The sequence below is a fragment of the Kitasatospora sp. NPDC029312 genome (genome assembly GCF_055569215.1).
In genome coordinates, this window is record NZ_JBVHXY010000004.1 from 177,565 (window position 1) to 197,731 (window position 20,167).

Sequence of the window (20,167 nt, forward strand, 5' to 3'; positions counted from 1 at the left end):
CCCGCAGGAGGTGACTGTGCCCCTGCCCGCGAACAACACCGCCTGGCCACCGATCGACCCCGTCGTCCGCACCTCCCTGGCCGACTGGTCCGCCTGGTACAGCGGCGACCCGGACAAGCTGCAACTGCAGTACCTGAACCGCGGCATCCGGCAGCCGGTCACCCGGCCGTCGCAGCTGCGAGGCGGGATGATCGGTCGCTTCAGTCGCTGGTGGTGGGGCCAGCCGACCCCGATCGGCGAGCGCCGCACCAAGATCCACGTACCACTCGCGGGGGACATCTCCCGCGCGTCCTCCGACCTGCTGTTCTCCGAGCCACCGAAGATCACCGTGGGTGACTCGGCCACGCAGGAACGGATCGACGACCTCATCGGCGAAGGCCTGCATGCCAGCCTCCTGGAAGCCGGCGAGGTAGGCTCCGCTCTCGGCGGCTCCTACCTGCGCGTCGTCTGGGACACGGACATCAGGCCCCGCCCGTGGATCACCGCGGTCGCGGGAGACGGAGCTGTCCCCGAGTTCCGGTACGGCGTCCTCGTGGCCGTCACGTTCTGGACCGTGATCCAGTGCGACGGCAAGAGCTTCGTCCGTCACCTGGAGCGGCACGAACGCGGCCAGATCCTCCACGGCCTCTATGAGGGCACCGTCGACAATCTCGGCAAGGCCGTGCCGCTCGCCGAGTACGACGCCACCGCCCCGCTGGCCGAGCAGGTCGACGAGCAGTCCGCGATCCCCACCGGCGCCCCGAACAACCTGACCGCCGCGTACATCCCCAACATGCGTCCAGCCCGCTCCTGGCGGGACATCCCCAGCGCCGCGTACTGGGGCCAGTCCGACTACCAGGGCGTCGAGGCCCTGTTCGACGCCCTCGACGAGACCTACTCGTCGTGGATGCGAGACATCCGCCTCGCCAAGGGCCGCATCATGCTGTCCGGCCAGTACCTCACCAGCTCCGGCCCCGGCCAAGGCGCCTCGTTCGACGAGGACCGCGAGGTCTACGCCGCACTGAACATCCCGCCCACCAGCGACGAGGGCATCACCGTCAGCCAGTTCGCGATTCGCCACGCCGAACACAAGGCCACCGCGGACGCGCTCATCGAGCAGGCGATCCGCATGGCCGGCTACTCCACCGCCACGTTCGGCGAGCCCGACGGATCCGCGATCACCGCCACCGAAGTCCGCGCCCGGCAGGCCCGCACGCTCACCACCCGCGGCCGGAAGGTCCTCTACGCCAGCCCGGCGCTGGCTGACATCATCGAGGCCCTCCTCGCTGTCGAGGCCGGGCCGCAGTTCAACGCCCGCGACATCGTGGTGGAGCGGCCGACGATCGATTGGCAGGACTCCATCAGCGAGTCACCGCAAGACCTCGCCACCACCGCGAACCTGCTGAAGGCCGCGGAGTCTGCCAGCACCGAGACCCGCGTCCGTCTGGTCAACCCGGACTGGGACGACGAACGGGTCGAGGAAGAGGTCGAGCGTATTCTCGCCGAGACGGGCATCGGCCCGATGGCAGACCCGGCCCGCATCGGCGCCGGCGGCTACACCATCGCGCCGCCCACCGAACCCGAGCCAGACCAAGACGACGAACCCGAGCAGTAGGGGGTGCAGTGTCCGCATCCCCCTCTGACGGTGTCGACCTGGCCCGAGCGATCGGCCGGATCTACGAGGACGCCGAGGACGTCCTGCTGGCCATCCTCGCGCGCGCCCTCGCCGAGGGCATCGAGTCCCCGCGGTGGGCCGAGCTCAAGCTCGCGGCGATCGGCAACCTGCGGGCCGCCGTCGAGGACGTCACCCGCGGCTTGCAGCGCGACGCCGACGGTGCGATCGGCCGGGCCGTCCACGAGGCCTACCAGCGCGGCGGACAGGCCGCAGTGGCCGAACTCGGCGCCCTCCCGGAAGGGCTGCGGCACGTTGCCGCGCGGGCCCTGCCCGGTGCGGCGGCTGTCGACCGGCTCGCCCACCAGGCCCTCGACGACACCCGGCCGATCTACCGGCGGATCCTGCGAGCCATCCCGGACGCCTACCAGGCGATCGTGCAACGCGTCTCCGGCTCCGTCCTCCTCGGCGGGCTGACCCGCCGCCAGGCTGCCCAACGAGCCCTCGACCAGTTCGCCGGCCGAGGCATCACGGGGTTCGTCGACCGGGCCGGCCGGAACTGGCAGATGGCCTCCTACGCCGAGATGGCCGTCCGCTCCGTCACCGGCCGCGCCGCGATCCAGGGCCACGTCGACCACCTGCAGGCCGCCGGCCGCGAGCTCGTCATCGTCTCGGACGCCCCGCTGGAGTGCCCGCTGTGCGCCCCGTGGGAGGGCGAGGTGCTGTCCATCGGCGGACAGTCCGGCCCGCACACACTGACCGAGGAGCACGCCACCGTGGACGGCAGGCCGGTCGTCGTGCACGTCGCCGGCAGCCTGGCGGAGGCCCGCGCGGCTGGCCTGTTCCACCCGAACTGCCGCCACTCCCTGAGCCTGTACCTGCCCGGCGTCACCATCCGACCGCAGGCGCCCCCACATCCTGGTGGTGCGACGTACGAGGACACGCAGCAGCAGCGCTACTACGAGCGGCAGGTACGTGCCTGGAAGCGGCGTCAGGCCGCAGCCATGGACGACGGTGCCCGCCGCAAGGCGGGGACCCGGATCCGCGACTACCAGAAGCTGATTCGCGACCTGACCCAGGACAAGCAGCTCCCGCGCAAGCGAGAGCGCGAGCAGGTGCCCGACACCGCGCGGAAGGCCAAGAGCGACCAAGGCAACAAGTTCTGATCAGACATGGCTCTAGCCTGTAATCGGGACAGACCGTTAGACCACTGACCAGCAACCAGGCCGCCGGTACTTGTCGGTCTGTGTGGCGGATGCCGAGAGGGATCTCAAACCGCCTACCGTGGGACCATGAATTTGACCTTTCTCGCCCCTATAGTGGTGGCCTTGCTCACGACCGTTGGCGTTCTTATCAATCGGCAATACCAGCAACCGCAGGGCCGACATCGAGTCAAGGTGGATCTTGAGATCCTGAAGCTGCTGCCACACGACAGTGAGGTAAGGGTCCTCCTGGGGCGCCACATCGATAGTACGATCAGGAAGATCGTCACCGTTGAGGATGCGCGGCGGCGCGATCCGGCGGGCATCGGCGCGGGCATCTTCCTACTCATTCTGTCCGGATCCAGTTTCTACGGCGTGGCAGCAAGCCACGGTGACGCATCGAAAGCCTGGCTAGCCACGGGGATCTACTTCGCCCTTTTCGGAGTCGCCATGCTTGTGGAGGGATGCATTAGCCGTGAGCGGACTATTGAGGGACCGCCAAGCTTTCCCCTAAATCTGATCATCGGATCCGGACGTCCCACGAGACGATCCACAGGAAAGGAATCTTGATCAGTGTCGAACTAGGCACTAATGGTCTACGCTGCTTGCTGGTAGGTCTAGTTCTGAGGAGACAAGTGGGATTCCGCGATGATTCTGTGCGCGCCATTCAGGCCGGTCTGCAGGCCGCCCGTACTGGCCAGCCCGTAACCGTGTGCCCGCACCCCCGCGGCACCATGCTCCGCACCGCATTGGTGCGCGGATACGCCCAGGGGTAACACCCCGGCACCACCTGATCTGAAGGGCCCGCCCCACGAAGGGGACGGGCCCTTTTGCATGCCCGCCAGGTGCGGGCACTCCACGACCGCCCCCAGGAGGGCCGATCATGCACGCCCCTGTCCGGCACCCGTCCGCCACCTACGCCCCGCAGACCGTCCTCGGCTGGCGCCGCGACGGGCGCCCCATCTACCCGATCGCGGGCGGCAACGGCGAAGGCGAGACCGTCCCCGACGCGCCGGCCTCCGAGACGCCCGAGGCGACGAACACCCCAGCCGAGCAGCCGAAGGCGGAGGCACCGAAGCCCGCTCCGCCGACCAAGGCTGCCGACGACAGCACTGCCACCATCGCCCGCCTGGAGAAGCAGCTAGCCGACGCCCGCAAGGACGCCGGCGCCGCCCGGGTCAACGCGAAGCAGCAGGCCGCCGAGGAGGCGAAGGCCGAACTCGCCCAGCAGATCGGCCGAGCGCTCGGCCTGGTCAAGGACGACACCCCACCGGACCCCGCCGAGCTGACCAAGCAGATCGCCGCGCACACCGGCCGAATCGGCGAGCTGGAGTCCGCGCTCCGCGCGAAGGACGTCGAGCTCGCGGTGCACGCCGCCGCCGAGAAGCACCAGGCAAAGACCAGTGCCCTCCTCGACTCGCGGTCCTTCGTCCGCGCGATCCGCGAGCTCGACCCCTCGGCCAAGGACTTCGGATCGCAGCTTGATGCCGCGATCAAGCAGGCCGTCGCTGACAACCCCACTTTCCGCACGCAGCCCCAGGCGGGCCGTAGCGGCGCCGACCTCACCGGCGGGCCCGGTGAAACCGGCAAAGCACGTTCCACATCCCTCGGGGCCGCGATCAAGGCGGCCTACCAGCAGTAAGGAGGGGCCGCAGTGCCCATCACCCTCGCCCAGGCGCAGGTCAACACCCTCGCCGACATCGACTTCGCCGTCATCGACAACCTCCGCCGCTACTCCTGGGTCCTCGACCAGATGGTCTTCGACGACACCGTCACCCCCGGCACCGGCGGCGGCACCCTGACCTACGGCTACACCCGCCTCACCACCGCCCGCAACGCGGCATTCCGCAACTACAACGAGGAGTACACCGCAGCGCAGGCAGCTCGCCAGCGGTACACCGTCGACCTCAAGCCGTTGGGCGGGGCGTTCACGATCGACCGCACTCTCGCCCGCCTCGGCCCCGCCGCGACGAACGAAATCAGCTTCCAGATGCAGCAGCTGCTGACCGGCACCCGGACCACGTTCCAGCAGCAGCTGATCCGCGGCGACAGCTCCACCGATGGCGGGTTCGACGGCCTCGACAAGAGCCTCACCGGCCAGAACACCGAGTACCTGCCGCTCAACAACGGTGCCACCACCGGCTACCTCGACTGGACCCCCGGCACGATCAACAGCCAGTCGCTGGCCATGGCCGCCCTCGACCAGCTCGACAACTTCCTCTCGCAGATCGTCCCCAGCCACACCGGCGGCGGCGACGCGGGCATGCCCGGCGCCTTGCCGCCTGGTGTGAAGGCCATCCTCGGCAACACCCAGAGCATCACCCGCGTGCGCGCACTCGCCCGCTGGGCCGCGATGTACACCGCCGTCCAGGACGACCTCGGCCGCAAGATCGAGTCGTACGGGCAGTGGGTCCTGGTGGACATGGGTGACGTCGCCCTCGGCACCGGGCCGATCATCCCGATCCAGACGCGCGACCCCGACGGCGCCGGCGCCGGCGGCAACATCACCGGCCTGACCGACCTGTACGCCGTCTCGTTCGGCCTGGACGCCCTTCACGGCGCCTCCGTCGCCGGCCAGCCGCTGGTCAACACCTACATGCCCGACTTCAACCTGCCCGGCGCAATCAAGTCAGGCGAGATCGAGATGGGCCCGGTTGCTGCGGTCATCCGCAACACCCGAGCGTGCGGTGTCCTCCGAAACATCAAGGTGAGCTGACCATGACCGAGATCATCGTCACGCACCCCGACCAGCAGTTCAGCGGCGACATCGTGGGCGTGCGCTTTGAGGGCGGCACGGCCACCATCGACAGCGCCAACCAGGGTGCCGCCTACGGCTACTTCCAGCGCGCCGGTTACGGCCTGGTCGCGGCGGACGAGCGCGTCGAGGCCGTCGGCTTCGACCCGGGCGCCGACGCCGTGCCCGACATCAGCGAGCTCGGCGCCGAGACGGCAACAGACGCCACCGACACGTCCGAGTCGGCCGACGAGGCCAGCGCCACCGACACCAAGTCCCGGAAGGGGAGTCAGTCGTGACCACCATGGGCCGCTACGTCGGCATCATCCGCGACGAGCTCTCGTACGCGAGTGACGTCGTCCGCCAAGAGCTCGGCGGCGCCGACCCCGGCTCCGCCTACTACCGATCCAACATGCCCAGGCTCCTCGCCTCGGCGGACACGGGCGCGCTGACCACGCAGGTCATGACGAGCGTGCCGATCTACCTGCGCAAGGGCGACGTCGTCTCCAACCTGACGTTCCGCTCTGGCGCGACGGCCGCGTCCGTCCCGACCAACCAGTGGGCGGCGCTGTACAGCTCGGCCGCGACGCCGGCGCTGCTCGCCCAGTCCGCTGACGCGACGACCACGGCGTGGGGCGCGACCACGAACAAGACGTTTCCGCTCGCTTCCCCGGTGACGATCACCGCTGACGGCTGGTACTGGGCCTCGATCATGGTCAAGGCCACCACCCCGCCCAGCCTGGTCGGAGTCTCCACGACCGCGTCGGCCGGCATCGTCACGGGCGAGAAGAACCTCGCGCAGACGTCCGGCTCCGCGCTTACCGGAACCGCGCCGGCCACCATCGCCACCCCGACCGCGGTCGCCACGGTGCCGCTCGTCATCGTCACCTGAGGAGGCGACCGTGGCACTCCAGAACACCCAGCTCCTGGTCAGCCTCAGCACGCTACTGACCGGCACCGCGCCAATCAGCGGCGCCACCCCGCAGCTGCCCGTCACCTACCAGCAGGCCCTCGGACTCGGCTCCGGCACCGGCGCCGGCCAGGCTGACAAGCTCTGGGTCTCCGGCGGGCGCACTCTCGCGGCGTCGGCAAACGAGGACCTTGACCTCGCCGGCACGCTGCTCGACGCGTTCGGCGGCACGCTCACCCTCGCCCGGGTGAAGGGGATCATCATCGCCGCGTCCGCCGCCAACACCAACAACGTCGTAATCGGCGCCGCGGCGGCGAACGGGTTCTTCGCCTGGGCCGGGTCCGCGACCGACAAGGTCAACGTCCGACCCGGTGGCGTGTTCGCCCTGCTCGCCCCGGACGCCACCGCCTACCCGGTCACTGGCGGAACCGCAGACCTCCTGCGGGTCACCAACGGCGGCTCGGGGACGTCGGTCACCTACGACGTGATCGTCATCGGCTCCAGCGCGTAGGAGGTGGCCTGTGGCCCGCGTCTACGCCACCGCAGCCCAACTCGCCGCCTACCTCGGCCAGGCGGCGCCACCGGACGCGGACCGACTCCTCGCCCGTGCGTCCGCGTTCCTGGACTCGCAGGTGTTCCGGCTGGCCGTCTACAACGCCAGCACGACCACCGGAATGCCCACCGACCAGCCGGTCGCCGACGCCTTCGCCAACGCCACCTGCGCACAGGTCGAGTGGTGGCAGGGCGTCGGCGACATGACCGGGGCAGTCGGCGCGGGCTGGAGCACCGTCCGCATCGGAACAGCCCACATGCAGCGGCCGGACGGCGCCGTGTCGGGCATGGCAAGCCCGGCACGCGAGGTCGCCCCCGCAGTCTGGGACTACCTCAACAACCCCGACTTGGTCGACTTCTTCCGGGTCGGCTCGCAGTGGACGGGGCTCGGCTGGTGAGCATGATCGCCTTTCTCATGCGGCACAGCATCACCGTTGAGCCCTACCTCGGCGACTCCGCCTACGGGCCCAAGTACGGGCCACCGCAGCCCGGCGTCCGCTGCTTCCTCGACGACCAGACCCGGCTCGTCCGGGCCAAGGACGGCCGCGAAATCACCTCCACGTCGACGGCGTACTGCCTGCCCGGCACCACTGTTCCGGCCGGCAGCCGGGTCACGCTTCCATCCGGCCGCCAGACCACCGTCATCGCCACCCTCAACCGCGACGGCGGCGGTCTCCCGACCCCCGACCACGTCGAAGTCCAGCTCGTCTAGGAGGTCACCATGGCGGTCAACGTCAGCCGGTTCAGCTGGTCGGGCGGTGAGTGGCTCCGGCGAGCGCGCGAGGAAGCCGCCAGCGGCCTGGCCGACGGCATGGAGTACGTGCTCGCCGAGTCCAAGCGGGTCGTGCCGCTGGAGGAGGGCACCCTGGAACGCTCCGGCAAGGCCCAGGTGGACCGGGCCGCGCTCAAGGGTGCCGTTTCCTACGACACCCCGTACGCGGTGCGGCAGCACGAGGAGCTGGACTACAGGCACGCTCCCGGCAGGCAGGCCAAGTACCTCGAGGCCCCGTTCAACGCCTCGCGCCAGACGGTGCTGGCGCTGATCGCCGCGGCGATCCGGAGGGCCGACCGTGGCTGACCTCCTTGACGGCGTCGCTCGGTACCTGGCTGGCCTGGGCCTGGTTACCTACGAACCCGACGGCACCGGTGGCGACTGCTTCATCGACACGATGCCGCCCGTCCCGGACGCCGCCGTTGCCCTCGGCGCCTACGGGGCGGCTGAGCCAGACCCGCTCAACGAGGACGACGAGGTCAGCCTCCAGGTACGCGCCCGCGGCGGTCCCGATCCGAGGGTGTCCCGCCGCCGGGCGATGGCCATCTACAGCGCTCTGCACGGCCTCGCCGGCGTCGAGCTCCCAGATGGCACCTGGCTGATCCTCGCTGTCGCCCAGCAAACGCCCAGCCCGCTCGGTGTCGATGGCAACGGCCGCCACGAGCACGTCACCAACTACCGCCTCACCGTGGTCAATCCGACCGCGAACCGCACGTAAGGAGGCCCGACGTGGCCACGAAGAAGATCGAGGCACGCGGCTATCTGTTCCAGATCGCAGTCGGCGCCACCCCCACATGGACCAGCGTCGCCGGCATCAAGTCGATCACCGTCAACCTCGGCGATCACGACGCCAGGACCGAGAGCACGGACTTCGACTCCCAGGGCCAGTACGAGGAGATCGTCCTCCAGCGCGGCGGCTCCCTCAAGCTCGAAGGCATCAGGCGCGTTGACCCGGCAACCGGCCTCGCCGACCCGGGCCAGGCCGCCCTCGACACCCTCGCGCAGGGCCTGGTGGACGCCAGCGTCGGCCAGATCCGGTTCCGCTACCGCACCGAAACCCAGTGGCGTGTCTGGAACGTCACCGCCAAGGCAGCGGAGATGGGCGGCGGCACCAACGACCTCGGCAAATGGGGCATGGAGATCAGCCGGACCGGCGCCGAAACCTACATGGCGGCGCCGTGACCAACCACATCACCCACCCCGAGGAGTTGGACGACCTGCTCGACGACGAGCCCGAGGACGCTGCGGAGGTGTTCGCCGACGCGGACGCCTTCTTCGCCTCCGAGGTCGAGCAGGCCCGCCCGGCCACGATCCGCCTGTACGGCGTCGACTACGAGCTGCCCTCCCGCGTGCCGCTGACGTTCAACCTGCTGCTCGCGCGGCATGCCGAGGACGAGGACATGGACGCGTTCGCCCGCGTCCTCGCGCCCCTCTTCGGCGCGCAGGCGCTCCAGCACTGGCTCGACAGCGGCATCGACGACCGGCAGCTCGGCATCGTCCTGGCCTGGTCCATCGCCAACATCAAGGCCCCCGGCTCGATCTCGCTGCCCCAGGCCGCGACGGCGTATGACCAGCAGCAGACCGTGCGGGCCGAGGGAAAAGCCCCGACCGCGTCGGGGACCTCTGGCGGGGCGTCCTCCGGCACTGGGCCCTCCTCGAAGCGGACTTCCGGCGGGAGTACGCGATCGGGCCGCAAGCGCTCGCGGCGCTGAGCGACCGCGAGTTCCTGGTCTACCTCTCAGGCCTGTCCCCAGAGTCCCGTTGGCTCGAGGCCTACAACCAGATGCCACGGCGCGCTGACAACCCCGCCGACATCGCCAGCGTGTTCGGCACCTACCTCGGCCCCGAAGCCGGCTCCACCCCCGGCGGTGACTCCGCTCCGTAGCTGATCCGGATGGGGGTGGTCGCGGTGCAGGTCGGCGAGCTGGTAGCCACCTTCGACATCGACGCATCCGGTGCCGACCGCGGCATGGCTCAGGCGGAACTGGCCATGGCCGGCCTGCAGCGCTCTGCCGACGGCCGACTGCGTGACCTACGCGGGCGGTTCGCGAGCGAGTCGTTGCTGCTCGGCCAGACCCTGGCCGACGGTGTTGAGGCTGGAACCCAGGCCGTCGCCCAGCATGCTGAGGAAGCCGGGCAGGCCGTTGAGCACGGTCTGGCCGAAGGCGCCCAAGAAGGCGCCCAGCGCCTTGTCGGATCGATGTCCGATGCCGAGCTGGCGGTCAACGGCTTCACAAGGTCGGCCGACGGCCGAATCCGGGACCTGCGCGGCCGGTTCGTCTCCGAGTCCATGACCATCGGCGAGGCCCTGGCCGAGCACGTCGGGGGCGGCGCCGAGCACGCGGCCGAGCGGGTCGAGGAGTCGGGCCGCCGAGTCTCCCACGAGCTCGGCCGGGGCGGCGACGACGGCGACCGGTTCGGCCGGATCCTGTCCGGCATCGGCGACGCTGCCGGGCCGATCGGTGCAGTGGCCGGCCGGATCGGCACGGTCGCCGGTGTCATCGGCTCAGCGATCCCCGTGGTGGCGGGCCTGGCCGCCGCGCTCGTGGCCATCGCACCGGCAGCGGGCATCGCCGCGACGGGTCTACTGGCACTGGCCTCGGCCGGCGCCGCCATCAAGATCGGCAGCGCGGGCGTCGGCGGCGCGCTCAAGGCCGCGTTCGCAGATGCCCCGGCGGCAGCCGGTGGCGCGGCCAACGCCGCGCAGAAGGTGGCCGACGCCCAACGCGCAGTGCAGGACGCGACGGAGAACGCGGCCTACGCCAACAAGCAGGCTGCACAGCGGGTGGTCGACGCTCAGCGGTCGGTTGCCGACGCGGTCCAGGCCGCTGCCGAAGCGCAGGTGCAGGCCGCCCGTCAGGTGCAGTCCGCGCAGCGGGCCGTGGGGGATGCGGTCCAGGCGGCCGCCGATGCCCAGGTGCAGGCGGCCCGCCAGGTCGCATCCGCCGAGCGCTCGTTGGCCGACGCCCAGAAGGCGTCTTTGCAGGCTCAGCAGGATCTCAACGACGCCCGTGCCGAGGCCACCCGGGACCTGGAGGACCTGAACAACCAGGTCCAGGACGCGTCACTCGGGCAGCGTTCGGCGATCATGCGGCTGGCCCAGGCCAAGAGCGACCTCGACCGGGTCATGGCGAACCCGATCGCGGATGCCTACTCCCGGCAGCAGGCACAGCTGGCGTTTGACGAGGCCCAGCAGCATCTCAAGGAACAGCAGGTCTCCTATGAGCGGCTTCAGGCCAAGGCTGCTCAGGCGAACGCCGCCGGGGTCGACGGCTCCGCCAAGGTCGTCTCCGCGCAGGACCGGTTGTCCGCCGCCCAGCGGGCAGTCGGCGACCAGACCCAGGCCCTGGCCGATGCCCAGATCAACGCACAGCGGCGCATCGAGGCTGCGGAGCGGGAGCTGGGCGATCGCCGCCAAGCGCTCGCGGACGCACAGATCGCCGGACAGAAGCGTGTGGCGGCTGCCGACCGTGAGGTCGAGGATCGTACGCGGGCGCTCGCGGACGCTCAGGAACAGCAGGCCCGCACCGCCAAGCAGGGCGCTGAGTCGATCGCGAAGGCTCAGGAGGCCCTACAGCAGGCGGGGCAGTCGGCGGCCGCGGGCGGGGTTGACCCGTTGGCCAAGGCGTTGGCGAAGCTAGCGCCCAACGCGCGGGCGTTCGTCGAGGAGATCATCCGCCTCCGCCCCGCGTTGGAGAGCCTCAAACTCGACGTCCAACAGCAGCTGTTCAGCGGTCTGGACGCCGCGTTGCGGGCCAGTGCCACTAGCACCCTGCCGGTGCTGCACACCGCGCTGGTCGCCAGCGCTGGGCACCTGAACGAGATGGCCAAGCAGACGATGGCCACCGCCGGGCACCTGTCCCAGTCCGGTGTTCTCGGCCAGGCCCTGGCCTCGGCGAACGCCGGACTCGGGTCGATGTCCCGGCTGCCGGCCACGATCGTGCAGGGCCTGGTCCAGGTCGGCGCGGCCGCGGGCCCCGCCTTCGAGAAGGTCAACGCCTCGGCGGGCGGGGCCATCGCCCGGCTGTCCGAGCACATGAACACCGCCTTCGCTAACGGCGGCATGCAGAAGGCGATCGAGCAGGCCGTCACCCTAGTCGGCCAGCTCGGCCGGGTCCTCGGCAACGTCGGAGACGTCATCGGCGCGGTGTTCGGCGCGGCCCAGCAGACCGGCGCCGGATTCCTCGGCACACTGGAGAAGCTGACCGGGGCAATGGCGGCGGCGTTCTCGACGCCCGCCGTCCAGCAGGGCCTGAAGGCCCTGTTCACCACGATGAGCCAACTGGCGAGCACAGCAGCACCGCTGCTCGGCCAGGCGCTTCAGGTGCTGGGACCTGTGATCGCCGCGCTGGCCCCCGGGCTGCAGGCGCTGATCACCGCGCTCGGACCGGCCCTGCAGCAGGCGCTCACGGCCAGCGGTCCTGTGCTGCTGGCAGCCGGCCAGGCAGTATCGGCGCTGGCGGTCGCGGCAGCACCCCTGCTCACCGTGGTTGGGCAGCTGGTCAGCGCCGCCCTGCCGCTGCTGACCCCGCTCCTGTCAGGCGCCACGACCCTGTTCCAGCAGATCACGCCGCTGGTCAGCGCACTGGCAACCGTGGTCGGCGACACCCTGTCGCCCATCCTGGGGGCCCTGCCCCTGCTGCTGACGCCGTTCGTCCAGCTGGTCACCACGCTCGTGGGCGCCCTGCTGCCGCCGCTGACGCAGCTGATCCAGCAGCTACCGCTGCCGCAGCTCGCCCAGTCGTTCGTGCAGATCGCCACCGCGCTGGCTCCGGTCTTGGTTCAACTCGCCTCACTGGCAGGTCAGTTCATCACCGCGCTGATGCCGATTTTGACGCCCGTGATCAACTTGGCGTCCCGCCTGGCGGGCGTCTTCGCGGGCGAGCTCGGTCAGGCGATCTCCAGCATCCTGGTGCCTGCGCTGCGGCTGGTCAGCAGCCTGATGCGAGGCGACCTGTCCGGCGCAGTCGAGGCTGTGAAACAGCTGTTCTCCGGCCTGGTGGGGTTGGTGGTCGATGTCTTCTGGTCGCTGCCGGGGAAGGTTCTGTCGGCGATCGGTTCGTTCGGTTCCCAGCTCTGGGACGCCGGAGCCAAGATCATCGGCTCGCTGGTCGACGGCATCAAGTCCAAGGCCAGTGCGGTCGTGGACGGGGTCAAGGGCATCTTGTCCTCGGCCCGCAACCTGCTGCCGTTCAGCCCGGCGAAGGAGGGCCCTTTCTCGGGCAGCGGCTGGACGTTCTACAGCGGACAGTCGATCTCCAGGGCGCTCGCTGACGGCATCCTCGGCGGCCAGGGCCAGGTCCGCGCCGCCGCCACGAGTCTCATGTCCGCGGCCCACGGCCCGCTCAACGGCGGCCTCGCGCTCGGCGGCGGGTTCGGTGGCCCGCAACTGGCGATGGCCGGCGGCGCGTTCGCTGGTGGTGGCGGTGGGTTCGGCGGACTCCAGATCCAGAACTACTACGAGTCCGACAGCGGCTCCGCGCGCTCGACCGCGGAGGAACTCGCGTGGATGGCCAAGGGGCGGGGGTGATTCGGAGTGGCTGGTGAGCTGGTCACCGGGCCCGGCCTCATCCAGTGGGGCACTCTCCTCCTCGGCCGCCGGCAGGCCACCGGCACGATCACGCCGTACCGGTGGCGCACGATCAGCGGCTGGGAGGAGACCCCGGGCCTGGACTCGGGGACGGTCAACCGTTCCCAGCAAGACGGCGCGTGGCCGGGGCGGCTGCTCGCCCAGCCGCGCACGGTCACGGTGGAGGGGGTGATGGTGCGGGCGGCCGCCGGACAGATCGGCACCGCAGTCCGCACCCTCAACGCCGCCTGCACGCTCGGCCAGGACGAGGCGCCCCTGGTCGTGTGGCTGGACGACCGCGGGCCGATGCTGATCAACGCTCGCCTCCTGCGCAGGAGCCTGCCGGTCGACCCCGCATGGCAGCTGGGATGGGCGGCCGGTGGCGCTCTGCAGTGGCAGGCGACGGACCCGCGCCGCTACCAGCTCACCCAGCAGACGGCCAGCACCGCGCTGCCGGCACCCGAATCCGGACTGTCCTGGGGCTCGCCCACCGAGACCGGCCTCAACTGGGGTTCACCGACGGAGACCGGCCTCAACTGGGGCACCCCGGGCAGCACGGGCGACATCCTCGCCGTCAACACGGGCGACGCCCCCGTGCACCCGCTCATCGAGATCCGGGGCCCGATCGACTCCCCGGCGATCACCATGCCGAGCACCGGCCTGGTACTGGAGTACCAAATCAGCCTCGCCGCCAGCGACGTCCTCACGATCGACACCTGGGCGGGCACGGTCCTGCTGGCCGGCCAGTCCCGCATCGGCACCGCTTCTCTCCGATCCGCTCCCGAAGGCTCGTTCGTGCTGCCCCCTGGCTCGACCACGCTCTCGTTCCGGGCCGCCCCCGGATTCGTCAACGCAGCCGCGTCCGCCACCGTGCGCTGGCGCTCCGCCTACTGGTGATCAGGAGAACCACCCCATGACCGTGCGCTCCGCCTGGCACCTCAACCCCGGCCAAAGCCGCCAGGACACCCGCCTGTCGCCCGTCGGCACGATGGTGCCGATCGACGCCACCCAGACCCGCTCCGGGGTCCTGCCCGGCGGCACCCCACTGGCGCTCACCATGTCCGGGATGACGGCGACCATTTCCACCGGACGAGCCGTCGTCCAGGGCACCTCCACCCAGGGCGCGTACCCGGTGGTCGTCACCGCCGCCGAGGCCGTCACGATCGCGCCCGGGCACGCGTCGCTGGACCGGATCGACACCCTGTGGATCGTGGCGTACGACCAGCTGTACGACACCTCCGGCCAGACCGCCGCCGCAATCGCCTACACCCAGGGCACCCCGGCCTCCTCGCCTACGGCCCCGACCGCGCCTGCCACCGGCACCGCCTACCTCAGGCTGTGGGACATCCGGGTTCCGGCTGGCGCGTCCGCCGGGTCCCCGCCGAACTGGACCGGTGCCGGCCTGCTGACCGACCGCCGGGTCTACACCACGCCTATCGGCGGCATCAACCCCGACGGCGGCACCGCCGGCGCGTACGCCGGTCAGTACCGGGACGGCGGCACCGCCACCGGCCTGGAGCGCTACACCGGCTCCGCGTGGGAGTCCCGGCTCTATCTCGGCACGGCCGGTCAGGTCGTCATCGGTACGGACGTCAACCTGTACCGGGGCGCCGCGAACCAGCTGAAGACCGACGACGATTTGAGCGTCGGCGGCAACATACTTGGCGCCGCCAACATGGGCATGGGCGCCTGGACGTCGTTCACCCCGACCTGGGCCAGCCTCGGCGGTACCCAGCCCAGCCTGGGCAACGGCACCCTCACCAGCCGCTGGTGCCGGATCGGGCGCACGATCCACTGGGCCGGCAAGCTCACCATCGGATCGACCACAAACGGCGGCGCCGGCCTCTGGTTCATGAGCCTGCCCGTCCCGCAGGTGCAGGATGGCATCACCAGGCTCGGTCCAATGAACTACGTTGCCGCGGGCAACAACTACATCGGCGAGGTGTCCGCCAACCCGACGGACAGCCAAGGCGCGACGTTCGTCGTCAAGGACAACAACGGTTCGGCGACGGCCGGGAACATGACCGCCACGACCCCGATCAACATCGCCTCCGGTTACACGATGATCTGGAATCTCACGTACGAGGCCGCTAGCTGATGACGACGTACCAGCTGCTGGTCACCGATCTGCGCTCTGACTCGCTGATGGACCGCCTGCCAGTGCAGCAGGTGACCTGCGACGACTACATCGGCAAGAGCGGCACGTTCAGCGGCACCATCCCGGTGCCGGACCAGGTGACCGCCCGTCGGGTCCAGGACTCGCTGATCTCCGGCCGCACCGCACTCTGGCTCCTGCGTGGCAGTGCCGTGGTGTGGTCGGGGATCATGTGGACGGACGTGCAGGTGTCCGTCGACCGCGGGGCAGCCTCCGTACAGATCCAGGCGTCGACAGCCGAGTCGTACCTGCGGGACCACCGGCAAATCGTCGACAACCTCGTCTACACCAGCACCGATCAGCTCGACATCGCCCGCCAGCTCGTCACCTACACGCAGGGCAAGTCGGGCGGGAACCTGGGCATCGAGGTGCCGGCCACACCGCTGTCCGGGGTGCTGCGAGACCGCACGTACGTGATGTGGGACCTGGCCAATGTGGGCAAGCGCCTCGACGAACTCGCCGCCACCCAGGGCGGTTTCGAGTGGCGGATCAACTACTACCGGGATGCGACCGGCGCCCGACACCGGGTCCTCCAGCTCGGCTACCCGAAGATCACCGTCGGGAGCTCGGACACCGTGCTGAGCATGCCCGGCCAGATCCTCAGCTACAAGATGAACCGCGACGCGTCGGTGCAGGCCAACGCTTGGATCAGCAGAGGAGCAACGCCCAACTCGAACCTCGCCGCGGCCAGTTACCCCATCCTGTCGACGCCGCTGACGACCGACGCCGACTACGCCGCGGGCTGGCCTCGACTGGACGGGTCGAGCGACTACTCGTCCGTCACCGACCCAACCGTGCTGCAGCAGCATGCCGCGGCTGACCTGGCCCGCCAGGTCCGTCCCGTGGTCATCCCGCAGGTGACCATCCGGCCCGGCGACGACGGTCTACCCGCCCTGGGCTCCACAGTCCGCCTCCGGATCGTGGACGTCTGGCACCCCACCGGCTACAACGCCCGCTACCGCGTCGTCGGCTGGCGACTGACGCCCGAGGAACGCGGACGCGCCGAATCCGCCGACCTGTATCTGGAGGTGGCCTGATGCCTCAGGTGCCGTACGACATCCTCGACCGCATCCGCGACGTCGAGCAGCAGCTTCGGGACCTGTACGGGCGGCTCGGGCAGCGACCGGCGATGAACCAGGTCGCCACTGGCGAGGTCGTGATCGGCAACGGCGGGAAGCTGTTCGTCATGACGCCGGGCGGCACCACGGTCCTGTACATCGGGGACATCGACCCGCAGCATCCGGACGGCAGCCGCCAGACGGGTCTCGTGGTCCGTCGTGAGGACAACAGCGCGGCGATGGCCGTGTGGGACGGTTCCGGCGGGGCCCAGACGTACTCCGTCTGGGACCGCAGCGGAAACATGATCATGTCCGATGACCGCACCACCGGCCAGGGACTCGCCCGCCCATTCATCGGCGGCGGCAATTGGTTCGGAATCACCGAGCAGCCGCAGTACACCACCACCTCTACATCGTTCACCACGCTCATGCGCTCGCCGTGGATCAAACAGCAGCCGAACGTCACCGCGTTCTATTTGGTGCGATGCTCCGACGCGACGACATCCGGAGAGATCCAACTCACGGACGACAGCGGCACCGCCATCAGCCCGGTGATCTCCATCAGCAGCGGCTCGTTCTACTACAGCAGCACATCCGGCCCCGTGGCCGGCAGCCACGAGACCCAGCTGTACCTGCGCTGGCAGGCCCGGGTCCTGCCAGGCAGCACCGGCAACATTGGGGTGCGCGGACTCAGCGTTTACGGCACGACGTCCTGATCAGGGGCGGATGGCCGTCTGCGAAGGGATCGGTGCCCCGGGGACCTCAGTGGAGTACGGGCCGTGGTCCACGGTCCCGGAACCGCCGTTGTTCTGGTTGTCCGGGTTGGCCGTCGCCGGCGCCGGAGGCTGCGGGGTCGGCGCGGGCGGCTGAGTGTCGACCGGCGTATCGGGGGCGGCGGGCTGCTGCGGCTGAGTCACGGCGTTCTCCTTCGTCTTGCTGCTCGGCCTGGCCGAAGCGGCAGGGCTCGTGCGCTGCACCGGGGCAGTGACTTCCGAGGCAACCGGCGCACTCGGTACGGCCGCCGGCGATGAGGCGACGGTGCTGGCCTCGACCAGCGCGGTGGGGCTGCTGCTGACCGTCGCGCTCGGCGTCGGGCTGACCTCTGCGGCCACCTGCTGTGCCGGCGCCGCCGGCTTGTCGTCGCCGCGGGTGAGCGCGGCCACGGTGACACTGCCACCCGCGATCACCACGACGCTCCCCATGATCGCCCACGTCTGACGGTTCAGCCTCAACGTCCCTACCCCCTGGCCCAGTTCGGTCTGCGTGCCCCCGACGGTACCGGGCCACACCGACGCATGCCCACCACATCGCCCACAGAGGAGATCTGTTGATCACTCCCGCCCTCGGCCGCCACGTCGACCACGACCCGCGGTCCCTCTCGTACGCCCACCACGTGCTGCCCGCCTCGGCCCTGCAGTCGAGGTCGTGGCAGCGACGCATCGGCGTCCTCGACCAGGGCCAGCTCGGCAGCTGCACCGGCAACGCCGCCACTGGCCTGCTCGGCACCGACTCCGCCACCCGCACCGGCACGACGACCGTCACCATCAGCCCGGCCGGCGCCGCAGCGTCCCACGGCTTCTTCACGGCAGGCGAGCACCAGCTCGACGAGGCCTTCGCGGTCGCCATGTACTCGCTGGCCACGGCCCTGGACGGCATCCCCGGCCAGTACCCGCCCACCGACACCGGGTCGTCGGGCCTCGGTGTCGCGAAGGCACTGAAGGCGCTCGGCCTCGCCAGCAGCTACACCCACGCGTTCAGCCTGTCCGCGGCCCGCACCGCCCTACAGACCGGCCCAGTCCTGCTGGGGATCCCCTGGCTGCAGTCGATGTTCACCCCCGCCAGCGACGGCCAGATCCCGGTCGACCCGGCCTCGGGGGTGGCCGGCGGACACGAGATCGAGATCACCGGCTGGGACGCGGACAGCGACCGATTCTGGCTGACCAACTCCTGGGGCGTCGGCTGGGGCTTGGAGGGCCGCGGCTACCTGACCGCTGCGGACCTGCAGTGGCTGCTGTCCCAGCAGGGCGACGTGACCGTGCCCGTGCTCACCGCCGCACCGACCCCGCAGCCCACGCCGGCCCCGGCGGACGCGGACGCCGTGTTCGCGGCTGCGGCCCACACCTGGCTGACTGCCAAGGGCCTGTGAGAGGAGGGTTCATGGCGAACGCTCGAGGTTACGACGTCTCCGACTACCAGTCCTCGATACCCGACGACGCCGAGTTTGTGATCATCAAGGCCACGGAGGGCGGCCGCACCAACCAGCAGGGCTACGCGGCCAAGCTCGCCGACGCCCGGAGTCGCGGGATCGTGGTTGGCCACTACCACTTCCTGCACGCGGAGAACGACGTTCAGGGCGAAATCGACCATTTCTGCCGCGTGGTCGGCGACGTGCCGCTCGGCGAGCTGCTGGTCCTCGACTTCGAGCCGTACGGGCAGCCGGTGGGCGACGCCCAGGCAACGGCAGCGAAGAACTCGTGGTTGGCCGCGGTCCAGGCCCGCTACCCGAACAACCGGGTGGGCTTGTACACCAACACGGACTGGTGGCACCGGACCGACGATAACGCGGGGGCGTTCCTCTGGATCGCCGACTACGGGGTCCCGGCTGGCGCTCCCCGCGTTCAGTCGGCGTGGCGATTCCACCAGTGGACGGACAGCCCAGTCGACAGCAACGTTTACCACGGCACGCTCGACGACCTGCGGGCTTGGGCGGCAGGGGGCTCCGAGCCGCCGGCGCCAGCCGTCCAGCCGGCGTTGTGGCCTGGCATGCAGCTGGTGACCCGCGCCCAGTGGGGTGCGCGGCCGTGGCGTGAGCCGAACGGTTCGATCCCGTACGCGGGTCCGCGGGCTGGGGTGAAGATCCACTACCTCGGCGCGCCATACCAGTTCGGTGCCCACGACACCTGCCCGGCCTACGTCCGCAAGGTCCAGGCCGAGCATATGGACGGCAACGGCTGGTCGGACATCGGCTACAGCTTCTTGGTGTGCGAGCACGGCTACGTCTTCGAGGGCCGCGGGCTGACCCGCCGGAACTCGGCCAACGGCGACGTCCCGCTCAACGAAGCCCACTACGCCGTCTGCGCGCTCCTCGGCTCGTCCGGCTCCACCGAGCCCACACAGGACCAGTTCCAGGGCCTGCGCGACGCCATCGAGTACTGCCAGCAGCAAGGCCCGGCCGGCCCCGAGATCCGGGGCCACCGGGACGGCTACCAAACCGACTGCCCCGGCGCCGCCCTGTACTCCTGGGTCCTGGCCGGGGCGCCACGACCTACCGAGGAGACCGACATGCCCCTCAATGACGCCGACAAGGCGGCCATCGAAGACCTCATCCGGAACACGGTCCGCTCTGGACCGCCGTCCGACCGGGACGCCTATGCCGTCGCGAACCTGTTCGCCTACGCCTTCGGTGGGCAGGTTCCGCCCGGCTCCGATGACACCGTGGCGCAGATGGCCGGCTGGCTGCACCAGACCACGCAGACGTGCGTGGGCGCGGTCGTGGACGACCGGCTCGCCGCCTTCGACCTGGCGGCCAAGATCGCCGCTGCGGTGCAGGCCGCAGTCGGCCCCGCAGTCGCCCAGGCTCTTGCGAGCGGCATCCAGCTCACCGTCACTCCGAAGGGAAACTAA

At 70.2% G+C, this 20,167-nt stretch carries 24 protein-coding genes; 23 read left to right on the forward strand and 1 reads right to left on the reverse strand.

Annotated features, from left to right (window positions below):
• The first annotated feature begins 16 nt into the window (after nucleotides 1-16).
• From ACZ4WV_RS05455 to ACZ4WV_RS05550, 20 genes are all read left to right on the forward strand, one after another.
• Entirely contained in the window at nucleotides 17-1,594 is a 1,578-nt protein-coding gene (locus tag ACZ4WV_RS05455) for a phage portal protein (RefSeq protein WP_465743036.1), read from the forward strand.
• Between the two features lie 8 nt (nucleotides 1,595-1,602).
• A complete protein-coding gene (locus ACZ4WV_RS05460; RefSeq protein ID WP_465743038.1) occupies nucleotides 1,603-2,757 on the forward strand; it encodes a phage minor capsid protein in 1,155 nt (384 codons plus the stop codon).
• A 126-nt stretch (nucleotides 2,758-2,883) separates the two neighbouring features.
• The gene (locus ACZ4WV_RS05465) at nucleotides 2,884-3,363 is read left to right on the forward strand and encodes a hypothetical protein (RefSeq protein ID WP_465743040.1); all 480 of its coding nucleotides are present in this window, start codon (nucleotides 2,884-2,886) and stop codon (nucleotides 3,361-3,363) included.
• Nucleotides 3,364-3,449: 86 nt separating this feature from the next.
• Nucleotides 3,450-3,569 carry an Rmf/CrpP fold protein gene (locus ACZ4WV_RS05470; RefSeq protein WP_465743042.1) on the forward strand — a complete coding sequence of 40 codons (120 nt, stop codon included), beginning with the start codon at nucleotides 3,450-3,452 and terminating at the stop codon, nucleotides 3,567-3,569.
• Nucleotides 3,570-3,676: 107 nt separating this feature from the next.
• Entirely contained in the window at nucleotides 3,677-4,435 is a 759-nt protein-coding gene (locus ACZ4WV_RS05475) for a hypothetical protein (RefSeq protein WP_465743044.1), read from the forward strand.
• A gap of 12 nt (nucleotides 4,436-4,447) precedes the next feature.
• Complete coding sequence (locus ACZ4WV_RS05480; RefSeq protein WP_465743046.1) at nucleotides 4,448-5,509, forward strand: major capsid protein; 1,062 nt, start codon at nucleotides 4,448-4,450, stop codon at nucleotides 5,507-5,509.
• Between the two features lie 2 nt (nucleotides 5,510-5,511).
• On the forward strand, nucleotides 5,512-5,826 hold the full coding sequence (locus ACZ4WV_RS05485; protein WP_465743048.1) for a hypothetical protein: 315 nt from the start codon (nucleotides 5,512-5,514) through the stop codon (nucleotides 5,824-5,826).
• Entirely contained in the window at nucleotides 5,823-6,419 is a 597-nt protein-coding gene (locus ACZ4WV_RS05490) for a hypothetical protein (RefSeq protein WP_465743050.1), read from the forward strand. The genes ACZ4WV_RS05485 and ACZ4WV_RS05490 overlap by 4 nt, the downstream gene beginning before the upstream one ends.
• Nucleotides 6,420-6,429: 10 nt before the next feature.
• Nucleotides 6,430-6,948, forward strand: coding sequence for a hypothetical protein (locus ACZ4WV_RS05495; protein ID WP_465743052.1), 519 nt, complete (start codon nucleotides 6,430-6,432; stop codon nucleotides 6,946-6,948).
• A gap of 10 nt (nucleotides 6,949-6,958) precedes the next feature.
• On the forward strand, nucleotides 6,959-7,387 hold the full coding sequence (locus ACZ4WV_RS05500; protein ID WP_465743054.1) for a hypothetical protein: 429 nt from the start codon (nucleotides 6,959-6,961) through the stop codon (nucleotides 7,385-7,387).
• Nucleotides 7,388-7,389: 2 nt separating this feature from the next.
• On the forward strand, nucleotides 7,390-7,701 hold the full coding sequence (locus tag ACZ4WV_RS05505; RefSeq protein WP_465743056.1) for a hypothetical protein: 312 nt from the start codon (nucleotides 7,390-7,392) through the stop codon (nucleotides 7,699-7,701).
• A 9-nt stretch (nucleotides 7,702-7,710) separates the two neighbouring features.
• Nucleotides 7,711-8,067, forward strand: a complete 357-nt coding sequence (locus tag ACZ4WV_RS05510) for a hypothetical protein (protein WP_465743058.1) — start codon at nucleotides 7,711-7,713, stop codon at nucleotides 8,065-8,067.
• Nucleotides 8,060-8,479 carry a minor capsid protein gene (locus ACZ4WV_RS05515; RefSeq protein ID WP_465743060.1) on the forward strand — a complete coding sequence of 140 codons (420 nt, stop codon included), beginning with the start codon at nucleotides 8,060-8,062 and terminating at the stop codon, nucleotides 8,477-8,479. Before ACZ4WV_RS05510 ends, ACZ4WV_RS05515 begins: the two co-directional genes overlap by 8 nt.
• 11 nt (nucleotides 8,480-8,490) lie before the next feature.
• A complete protein-coding gene (locus ACZ4WV_RS05520; protein ID WP_465743062.1) occupies nucleotides 8,491-8,943 on the forward strand; it encodes a phage tail tube protein in 453 nt (150 codons plus the stop codon).
• On the forward strand, nucleotides 8,940-9,473 hold the full coding sequence (locus ACZ4WV_RS05525) for a hypothetical protein (RefSeq protein ID WP_465743064.1): 534 nt from the start codon (nucleotides 8,940-8,942) through the stop codon (nucleotides 9,471-9,473). The genes ACZ4WV_RS05520 and ACZ4WV_RS05525 overlap by 4 nt, the downstream gene beginning before the upstream one ends.
• 188 nt (nucleotides 9,474-9,661) lie before the next feature.
• Nucleotides 9,662-13,291 carry a phage tail protein gene (locus ACZ4WV_RS05530; RefSeq protein ID WP_465743066.1) on the forward strand — a complete coding sequence of 1,210 codons (3,630 nt, stop codon included), beginning with the start codon at nucleotides 9,662-9,664 and terminating at the stop codon, nucleotides 13,289-13,291.
• Between the two features lie 6 nt (nucleotides 13,292-13,297).
• Nucleotides 13,298-14,227 carry a phage distal tail protein gene (locus tag ACZ4WV_RS05535; protein WP_465743068.1) on the forward strand — a complete coding sequence of 310 codons (930 nt, stop codon included), beginning with the start codon at nucleotides 13,298-13,300 and terminating at the stop codon, nucleotides 14,225-14,227.
• Between the two features lie 16 nt (nucleotides 14,228-14,243).
• A complete protein-coding gene (locus ACZ4WV_RS05540; protein ID WP_465743070.1) occupies nucleotides 14,244-15,428 on the forward strand; it encodes a hypothetical protein in 1,185 nt (394 codons plus the stop codon).
• Entirely contained in the window at nucleotides 15,428-16,522 is a 1,095-nt protein-coding gene (locus tag ACZ4WV_RS05545) for a hypothetical protein (RefSeq protein ID WP_465743072.1), read from the forward strand. Before ACZ4WV_RS05540 ends, ACZ4WV_RS05545 begins: the two co-directional genes overlap by 1 nt.
• The gene (locus tag ACZ4WV_RS05550) at nucleotides 16,522-17,259 is read left to right on the forward strand and encodes a hypothetical protein (RefSeq protein WP_465743074.1); all 738 of its coding nucleotides are present in this window, start codon (nucleotides 16,522-16,524) and stop codon (nucleotides 17,257-17,259) included. Before ACZ4WV_RS05545 ends, ACZ4WV_RS05550 begins: the two co-directional genes overlap by 1 nt.
• On the opposite strand, the gene ACZ4WV_RS05555 is transcribed toward ACZ4WV_RS05550, so the two are convergent.
• Entirely contained in the window at nucleotides 17,260-17,460 is a 201-nt protein-coding gene (locus tag ACZ4WV_RS05555) for a hypothetical protein (protein ID WP_465743076.1), read from the reverse strand.
• 16 nt (nucleotides 17,461-17,476) lie between these two features.
• Between ACZ4WV_RS05555 and ACZ4WV_RS05560 the strand changes: the two genes are divergently transcribed.
• The 3 genes from ACZ4WV_RS05560 to ACZ4WV_RS05570 all read left to right on the forward strand — a co-directional run bounded on the left by ACZ4WV_RS05560 (nucleotide 17,477) and on the right by ACZ4WV_RS05570 (nucleotide 20,167).
• Complete coding sequence (locus ACZ4WV_RS05560) at nucleotides 17,477-17,761, forward strand: hypothetical protein (RefSeq protein ID WP_465743078.1); 285 nt, start codon at nucleotides 17,477-17,479, stop codon at nucleotides 17,759-17,761.
• 109 nt (nucleotides 17,762-17,870) lie between these two features.
• On the forward strand, nucleotides 17,871-18,689 hold the full coding sequence (locus ACZ4WV_RS05565; RefSeq protein WP_465743080.1) for a C1 family peptidase: 819 nt from the start codon (nucleotides 17,871-17,873) through the stop codon (nucleotides 18,687-18,689).
• An 11-nt stretch (nucleotides 18,690-18,700) separates the two neighbouring features.
• The gene (locus ACZ4WV_RS05570; RefSeq protein ID WP_465743082.1) at nucleotides 18,701-20,167 is read left to right on the forward strand and encodes a GH25 family lysozyme; all 1,467 of its coding nucleotides are present in this window, start codon (nucleotides 18,701-18,703) and stop codon (nucleotides 20,165-20,167) included.